Genomic DNA, 925 nt, shown 5'->3' with positions numbered 1-925 from the left:
ACCTAGATTCCCCACCAAAATAACTTTGTTAATTCCACGGCTGGCCATGATGTGCTCCGTTTCACTCTGGATCTGTATATTAATTTTAGCGCAATAGAATACACGCTTTGATGTTTTGGTTAAAGCCCAATGCCATTGTGTTCGATCACGCCCTACGCTAGAACCAAAATCTCAGTTCAACTTTCATATGTAGCATTTTTGATTCGCGTTGCAGACTTCATTCGTGAACCTTTGAATCTCAACGCATTTATTCACCAAAGCTATAGCTCTCCCCATACTTTAATGCCAACTTACGGCCTCTACTGAACCTTGGGAGATTTGAACACGTGAGAAAGTCGGCTTACGCAAGAAAGCTATTTCTGATTAGTATGGAAGACGATGCTGCGCAGAAAGTCGCATCATTAGAAAAGTACATCGATATGAGCATTCCTGTAATCTCAACCGATGCCCTAATGGAAGCGAAACCCGAACATCGAAATAAAATTCTACTCATTGACTTCAGTGAACATAAATCACTCGTTCAATCGATTAAAAACCTGCCATTGGTTTGGAAGAACTTTGAGACGGTCGTGTTCAACGTTCCAAAACGCCTCACTACGGATGAACTGCTCGCCTTCGGTCAATTAAAAGGCTTGTTTTACAGCGAAGATTCTTTAGAACAAGTAGGCGAAGGACTGAAAGGCATTGTCAACGGGCAAAACTGGCTACCACGCAACGTAACCAGCCAACTGCTGCACTACTATCGAAATGTGATAAATACCCACACCGCGCCAGCAACCGTCGATCTCACCATTCGCGAACTGCAAGTGCTGCGTTGTCTGCAAGCAGGGGCATCGAATAGCCAGATGGCAGAAGAACTGTTTGTTAGCGAATTTACGATCAAGTCGCACCTGTATCAGATCTTCAAAAAGCTCTCGGTGAAAAA

At 43.7% G+C, this 925-nt stretch carries 1 protein-coding gene; it reads left to right on the top strand.

The window, feature by feature from the left end:
- Window positions 1–326 precede the first annotated feature (326 nt).
- Window positions 327–925 (top strand): LuxR C-terminal-related transcriptional regulator (locus tag R7Z77_RS24455; protein WP_318136941.1); only part of this gene is annotated, 599 nt, incomplete at its 3' end.

Source organism: Vibrio sp. 1401 (assembly GCF_033340295.1).
The sequence above is the reverse complement of the archived record's forward strand: the minus strand, read 5'-3'. Positions and strand labels throughout refer to the sequence as shown.